The sequence below is a fragment of the Nocardia sp. NPDC060220 genome, assembly GCF_042727815.1.
Lineage (GTDB): Bacteria > Actinomycetota > Actinomycetes > Mycobacteriales > Mycobacteriaceae > Nocardia.
Window position 1 is genome coordinate 1 of record NZ_JBHWZY010000352.1, and the last position, 6,691, is coordinate 6,691.

The 6,691-nt window shown below is 68.9% G+C and carries 5 protein-coding genes; 3 read left to right on the forward strand and 2 right to left on the reverse strand.

Translation table 11 applies throughout. The features are described from left to right. Positions 1 to 118: 118 nt before the first annotated feature. The gene (locus tag ACFWF3_RS19055) at positions 119 to 1,327 is read right to left on the reverse strand and encodes an LLM class flavin-dependent oxidoreductase (protein ID WP_379314679.1); all 1,209 of its coding nucleotides are present in this window, start codon (positions 1,325 to 1,327) and stop codon (positions 119 to 121) included. Positions 1,328 to 1,782: 455 nt separating this feature from the next. Here ACFWF3_RS19055 and ACFWF3_RS19060 point away from each other — a divergent pair, with 455 nt between their 5' ends. The 3 genes from ACFWF3_RS19060 to ACFWF3_RS19070 are packed head-to-tail and all read left to right on the forward strand — an operon-like array spanning position 1,783 to position 5,193. Beyond that, entirely contained in the window at positions 1,783 to 2,853 is a 1,071-nt protein-coding gene (locus ACFWF3_RS19060; protein WP_379314675.1) for an acyl-CoA dehydrogenase family protein, read from the forward strand. 25 nt (positions 2,854 to 2,878) lie between these two features. Beyond that, positions 2,879 to 3,940, forward strand: coding sequence for an LLM class flavin-dependent oxidoreductase (locus ACFWF3_RS19065; protein ID WP_379314676.1), 1,062 nt, complete (start codon positions 2,879 to 2,881; stop codon positions 3,938 to 3,940). Continuing rightward, the gene (locus ACFWF3_RS19070; RefSeq protein WP_379314677.1) at positions 3,937 to 5,193 is read left to right on the forward strand and encodes an MFS transporter; all 1,257 of its coding nucleotides are present in this window, start codon (positions 3,937 to 3,939) and stop codon (positions 5,191 to 5,193) included. The genes ACFWF3_RS19065 and ACFWF3_RS19070 overlap by 4 nt, the downstream gene beginning before the upstream one ends. Positions 5,194 to 5,257: 64 nt before the next feature. Here the strand turns inward: ACFWF3_RS19070 and ACFWF3_RS19075 are convergent, their stop codons facing one another. After that, the gene (locus ACFWF3_RS19075; RefSeq protein WP_379314678.1) at positions 5,258 to 6,592 is read right to left on the reverse strand and encodes an NtaA/DmoA family FMN-dependent monooxygenase; all 1,335 of its coding nucleotides are present in this window, start codon (positions 6,590 to 6,592) and stop codon (positions 5,258 to 5,260) included. Between the last annotated feature and the right edge of the window lie 99 nt (positions 6,593 to 6,691).

Sequence of the window (6,691 nt, forward strand, 5' to 3'; positions counted from 1 at the left end):
GGAGCTGAAATCGATCTGGCTGCCTGCCTGCGGGTGCCACCAGGCGGTGTGATGGTTGACGCCGCCGAGGTAGGCGCCGAGGATGACCTGCTTGCGGGGTGTACTCATCGGTGGGACCTCACACTCTGGCGTAACGGTTGGGCACGGTGGTCGACAGACCGAGCAGTCCGCGCAGGGAACCCTCGGGATAGCTGGTGCGGAACAATCCGCGATGCTGCAGGGCGGGCACGAGTCGGCCCGCGATCGCGGCCAGGTCATCGACCGCGACACCGGGACGCAGCCGGAACCCGTCGATACCCTGGGCGTCCCAGTCGGCGAGCAGATCGGCGAGCTCCTCGGCGCTGCCGGTGAAAATGGCCGCGTCGGAAGAGAATTCGGCACCGGACTGGTCGTTGAGCCGGGCCAGGCGTTGCGCGCCGGTGTCCTCGTCGGAGTCGAGGAAGACGACCAGGTCGGCGTAGACCCGCAGCGGTTCGCCCACCCCGGTCGCGGCGGCGGTCGCGACCTGTCGCAGAATCTCGGCCGGTCCGTGCTCGCGTGTGGGTGTGACGAAGACGAGATCGGCTGCCGCGGCGGCGAATTCGTAGATGCGGGTGGCGTGGCCGAGTGCTGTGACCACCGGCTGACCTTGCGGTGGGCGCGGGGTGATGGCGGGACCGCGGACGCTGAAGAAGCGGCCTTCGAAGTCGATGTAGTGCAGTTTGTCGCGGTCGATGAAGCGGCGGGCGGCGACGTCGCGGATCTCGGCGCCGTCCTCCCAGCTGTCCCACAGGCGCCGCACCACCTCGACGGCGTCGGTGGCCTCTTCGAACAGTGCTTCGGCGTGTTCGGGAAGCTTGCCGGTCGCGATGATGTCGGCGAACTCGGCGGGCGTGGGGTCGGTGACCTCGCGGCGCCCGAAGTGCTGGGCTTCCTCGGCGCCTGCCGAGACTCGGACCTGCCAGCCCGCGCGGCCGCGGGAGGTGTAGTCGAGGGTGGCGATGGCGGTGGAGACGTGGAACGGCTCGGTGTGGGTGGTCGTCACCGTGGGGATGAGACCGAGGTGGCGGGTGATCGGGGCGAGCGTCGCGGCGATGAGATGCGCGTCGAGCCGGGCGCGGACCTGGTCTACGGCATCGTCGTCGCGGGTGTGCAGCGGACCGGGCACACGCAGGCTGTCCTCGATCGTGACGAAGTCGAGCAGACCACGCTCGGCGGTGCCGACCAGGTCGGCCCAGTATCGGGCGCTGAACAATTCGGTGGGCCGCGAGTTCGGTGCTCGCCAGGCGGCCGGGTGCCAGCCCGCGCCGTCGAGCGCGACACCCAGGTGCAGTGGGTTCGGTGCCATCGTCTGCCATTTCTGTTCGGTGAACGGTGCCTGGTGCAACACCCCGATGGCGGGCACCGGGTTGTCGGGCGGATCCGAGCGGCGCGGTCGCAGTACGGGGCGCAGCGATGTCGGCAACGATCACCGGTGGTCAGCGGGGCGGCTGGGTGGATACGACCGGTCCGCTGCGGCGACGTCAACCATTGAATTCAGCCCGATCGACAGGAAATAGGCTGTCGCCCTGCGGATCGCTGATCGCCGCGCACCGATCGCGCGAGGATGGAGGAATGCCGCATCGTTGCCCGCGGCGGTGTCCACCGGCAGATCCTTGGTTGCTGACGCGTCGCACAGACTTCTCGCTCTGCGGGAATTTATCTCCGCTTGCCTCCTGTCCGCGCAGGTAGAGGCCGGTGCTGCTCGGTACACAGCGGGGTAGACGCAGGCTTTCGCTCGCTGTGCGGGTCGATACTTTCGACGTGAACGCAGCGCACGACAACTCGAACGACGAATTCCTCGTCCGAGTGCGCGACTACGCCGAGCGGGTGTTGCGACCCGCCGCACTGTCGACGGACCGCACCGGGGTGCTCGCGGATCGGATCGACGAACTGGGCGGCCTCGGTCTGCTCAATCATCTCGCGCCCACCGAATTCGGTGGTCTCGCGATCGACCGCGACACCGACCGCCGCGTGCACGAGATCATCGCGGGCGCCTGCTTCAACACCTGGCTGGTCTGGGCACAGCACGCGCCGCTGGCCGGGCGCATCGCCGCGGCAGGTGCCCCGGTATCGGCGCTGGCCGCACAGATTCTGCGCGGTGAGCTGCTGCTCGGTGCCGGAGTCAGCGATGTGCGGCGGTTCCCCGATCACTATGTCGTGGCACGTAAGGCTGCCGATGGCTGGACCTTCGACGGCACCCTGTCCTGGGTCAGCGGGTGGGGCCTCAACTCGGCGCTGACGGTGGCCGCCGTGGAACCCGACACCGAAACCGTGGTCACCGCGCTCGTTCCGGTCGGGCCACGAACCCGCAGCACCGGACCGCTGGCACTCGGTGCGGTCGCGGGTAGCCGAACGGCCCGCGTGCACCTGGACGAAGTCTTCGTCCCCGACGAAAACGTTCTCACCACACAGAGTCTCGACCAAGCGCGCATCGACGACACCGGCACCGCGAGCGACGCGCGCGCCCACCACTTCGGCCTCGCCGAGACGATCCTGACCGAGCTGGAGCGCAGCACGGTGCCGCTGGCCGCCGATGTCGCGGCGACCTGGCGCCCACGCGTCGCCGAAATCCGTTCCACCGCGTACGCGCTCGCTGACGAAGCCACGGCCGCGGGCACCGGACCGCATCGCCTCGATGAGCGCCTGGCCACCAAAGTTGCCAGCGGAGAGGCACTCTCGGCGATCAGCCGCGCGCTGCTCATCGCCAGATCCGGCCGTGGCCTCAGCGGCGACGACACCGCGCAACTACACGCCCGCTCCGTCCTCTTCGTCCTGGTCCAGGGCCAGACCACCGATGTCCGTCGCGCCCAGCTCGCTGCGCTGGCCCGCTGATCACCACCGAACGGAACCACCGAACATGAGTCTCGAATTCCTCTGGTACATCCCCAATCAGGTCACGCCGGGTCACCGCGGCGAGCCTGTGGCCGCCGACCACAACAGCCTGGACACGCTGACCACGCAGGCGAAGGCGCTGGAGGCACACGGTTGGAAGGGCGCGCTGCTCGGCACCGGCTGGGGCCGCCCCGACACCCTCACCGTCGCCGCCGCGCTGGCGGCCAGAACCGAGTTTTTCGAGCCCCTCATCGCGATCCGGCCCGGCTATTGGCGCCCAGCGAACTTCGCCTCCGCCGCGGCCACCCTCGATCACCTCTCCGGTGGTCGGGTGCGGGTGAACATCGTCTCCGGTAAGGACGACCTGGCCGCCTACGGTGACAGCGAGGGCGACCAGGCCGACCGCTACGCCCGCACCAAGGAGTTCCTCCAGCTCGTCCGCAAGCTGTGGACCGAGGAGAACGTCACCTACCGCGGCGAGCACTTCCAGGTCACCGACTCCACGGTGGTGCCCCGCATCGAGCCGCGAGGCGACCGCCGTCATCCGACCCTGTACTTCGGTGGCGCCTCCGAGGCCGCGGAACGGGTCGCCGCGACCGAGGCAGATGTCCAGTTGTTCTGGGGTGAGCCGCTGGAAGGGGTACGTGAGCGCATCGAACGATTGCGCGCGCTGAGCGCCGAACTGGGCCGGGAGCACGCGCCGCTCGAATTCGGCTTGCGCATCACGACTTTCGTCCGCGACACCACCGAGCAGGCGTGGGCCGATGCCGAGGCCAAGGTCGCGGAGATGGCGAAGAACAGCCAGGGTGGGTCGAATCCGCACCGTCGCACCGCCGTCGGTCAACAGCGTCTGCTCGACCTGGCCGCACGCGGCGAGGTGCTCGACGACAATCTCTACACCGCGCCGGGCAAATACGGTGGGGGCGGCGCGGGTACCACCTGGTTGGTCGGTTCCGCCGAGGATGTCGCCAAGTCGCTGCGCAAATACCGCGATCTCGGCATCACCCACTTCGTGCTGTCCGACACCCCGTACCTTCGCGAGATCGAGCGTCAGGGTTCCCAGCTGCTGCCGTTGTTCGGGGAGTGAGTGCCGCCGCCGTCCTGACCGTCGACCCGGTGCGCAGTCGACGGTTCCGGCTCATCGCGGTCTTCGCGGTGACCCAGACCGTCGGCTACGGCGCGATGATCCAGGCCTTCACCGTGCTGCTGGTCCCGATGTCGCAGGCCCTGGCGGTCTCACGCACCGAAATCGCGGCCGCTGCCACCATTTCCACGCTGATCGGGGCGTTGGCCGCGGTGCCGGTGGGCAATCTGCTCGACCGCTACGGTGGGCGGGCGTTGATGACGGCGGGCTCGGCGCTCGGCGTCGGCGCGGTTCTGCTGTGGTCGCAGGCGCAGAGCCTGGCCCAGCTGTACGCGGCGTTCACACTGATCGGGCTGGCACTGGCCACCTCCACCTACGAGGCCGCGTTCGCCGTTCTCGTGGTGGCCACCGAACCCGAACACCGGGATTCGGCGATCGTCGCGGTGACCACGGTCGTCGGACTGGCCACCAGCCTGTACTACTTCTTCGCGGGCTGGCTCGAAACGCAACTCGGTTGGCGCACAACACTGGTGGTGCTGGCGATCGGTTTCGCGGTGATCGTGGTGCCCGCGCACCTGTGGGCGGTGCCGGGCCGGGCAGCGCACACCAGCCGGGTCGCGCAACGCACCGGCGTCCGCCTCGGTGACGCGCTCCGCGACCGCAAATTCTGGTTGCTGGTGGTCTCTTTCGTCGCCCAGAGCGGATCCACCTCGGCCTTTCTGCTGATGATGGTCACCTACTTCCGCGACATCGGCTATTCGCCCGTGTCCGCCGCCGCCCTCCCGATTGCTGTCGGCGTCACCCAGATCGCCGCCCGCCTGGCCCTGGCCCCGTTGGCTCGCCGCTTCGGGATGACCAGCGTGACAGGGGTTTCCTTCGCCCTCCAGGGGGCGGGATTGCTGGCGCTACCGCTGGCAGGCACCTCACTGCCGCTCACGCTGGCCTGCATCGTCGCCTTCAGCACCGGCTACGGCACCAGCGTGATCGCGCGCCCGTCGATCGTCGCCGACAGTTTCGGCGTCCCCCAGTTCGCCGGGATCCTCGCCGTGATGACGGTCCCGATCGCGCTGTCGCGTGCGGGCGCTCCCTTGGCCGCCACCTGGCTCGGTGACTGGCGATTCCTGGTTGTCATCGGGCTCGCCGCCCTTCTCGCCGCGATCGCGCTGATTCCCCTGTCGCGCACACCGCCGGTAGACCACCCACCGGTTCCGCCTCAGGACGCGGTCACCGGACCCAACTGCGGCGCGACCCCGTAACGGACCGGCGGCGAAACGGCCGCCCCGCTCGAAGGTGAGTGGGGCGGCCGTTGGACTGTGGTGATTACGCGGGCAGGCTCTCCGCCGCGCGGTCCCCCGGGAAGGGGAGACCGAAGCGGGCGCGCAATGTCGGTGCGGAGTAATCCTTTTGGAACAGCCCACGCTCCTGAAGGATCGGCACCACCAGGGTCGCGAAATTCTCCAGGTCGACGGCGGTCTCGGCGGGCATGATGGTGAAGCCGTCGGCGGTGCCCGCGTCGAACCAGGACGCGAGATCGTCGGCGACCTGCTCGGCCGAGCCGACCAGGAGGCGGTGGCCGGAGCCGCCGGCGCCCTGCTGGATCAACTCGCGCGGAGTACGCGGTCCCTCCGCGATGAGCGCGCGGGTGGAGATGCTGAACCCCGTCGAGAACGCACCGGCCGGAACGGCGTCGGGAAGATCGTCGACGCTGATCGGATCATCGGGGCCGAAAGAGTCCGCGGGCAGGCCGAGGTTACCCAGCAGTGCGGCAGTGAGCCGCTCGATCGGCAGCAGATCGTAGAGCTCCTGCTCGCGCCGACGCGCCTCGTCCTCAGTCGCCGCGACCAGCACCACCACGCCGAGCGAGATCTTCACATCGTCGCGATGACGACCGGCCGCGGCCGCGCGCTGCCGGATGTCGTTGCGGAACGCGACCGCCTTGGCCTTGGTCTGGGCGACGGTGAACACGACATCGGCGAAGTCACCCGCCAACTTGAGCCCGCCCTCGGACCCGCCGGCCTGCACGACCACCGGTCGACCCTGCGGGCCCGGAGCCACCGGCAGCGGCCCGGCGACCGAGAAGAACTCGCCCTCGTGATCGATGCGATGGATCTTGCCGGTGTCGGCGTAGCGACCGGTCGACTTGTCCGCGATCAGCCAGTCCGGCTCCCAGCTGTCCCACAGTCGGGTGACTACGTCGAGGAACTCCCAGGCCCGCCGGTACCTGGTCTCCTTCTCCGGATGATCGGTCAGGCCGAAATTCGCTGCGGCTGCCGGTGTTCCGGTGGTCACGATATTGACCGCCGCCCGCCCCTTCGTCACGTGATCGAGCGCCTGGAACCGCCGCGCGAGGTTGTAGGGGGAGTTGTAGGTGGTCGACGAGGTGATCACGACACCGAGACGCTCGGTCACCGCCGCGACGCTGCCGAGCAGGACGAGCGGATCGATCCCGGTGCCGGGCGCCTCCTCGATCTCCCCGCGCAGGGCAGGACCGTCACCGAGGAAGACCGCGTCGATCTTGGCGGCCTCGGCGATCTTCGCCAGACGCTGGAAGTAGTCGATGTCGAGGTAGGCGAGCGGGTCGGCATGATCGAGTCGCCAAGCCTGACGGAAGTGTCCCGGTGTCATCAGGGACAGGTTCAAATGGAATCCGGACATGGTTGGTGCCTTCTGGTGCGGTCGGTGAGACAGGAGACGCCGATGACGTGAGCGGTTCTCGGCCACGTCATCGGCGTCGTGTTCGGGCAGGAATCAGAG

Excerpts from the sequence above, each read along its gene's own strand:
- ACFWF3_RS19055 (WP_379314679.1), bottom strand. The coding sequence starts at position 1,327 with ATGGCACCGAACCCACTGCACCTGGGTGTCGCGCTCGACGGCGCGGGC.
- ACFWF3_RS19065 (WP_379314676.1), top strand. The coding sequence starts at position 2,879 with ATGAGTCTCGAATTCCTCTGGTACATCCCCAATCAGGTCACGCCGGGT.
- ACFWF3_RS19075 (WP_379314678.1), bottom strand. The coding sequence starts at position 6,592 with ATGTCCGGATTCCATTTGAACCTGTCCCTGATGACACCGGGACACTTC.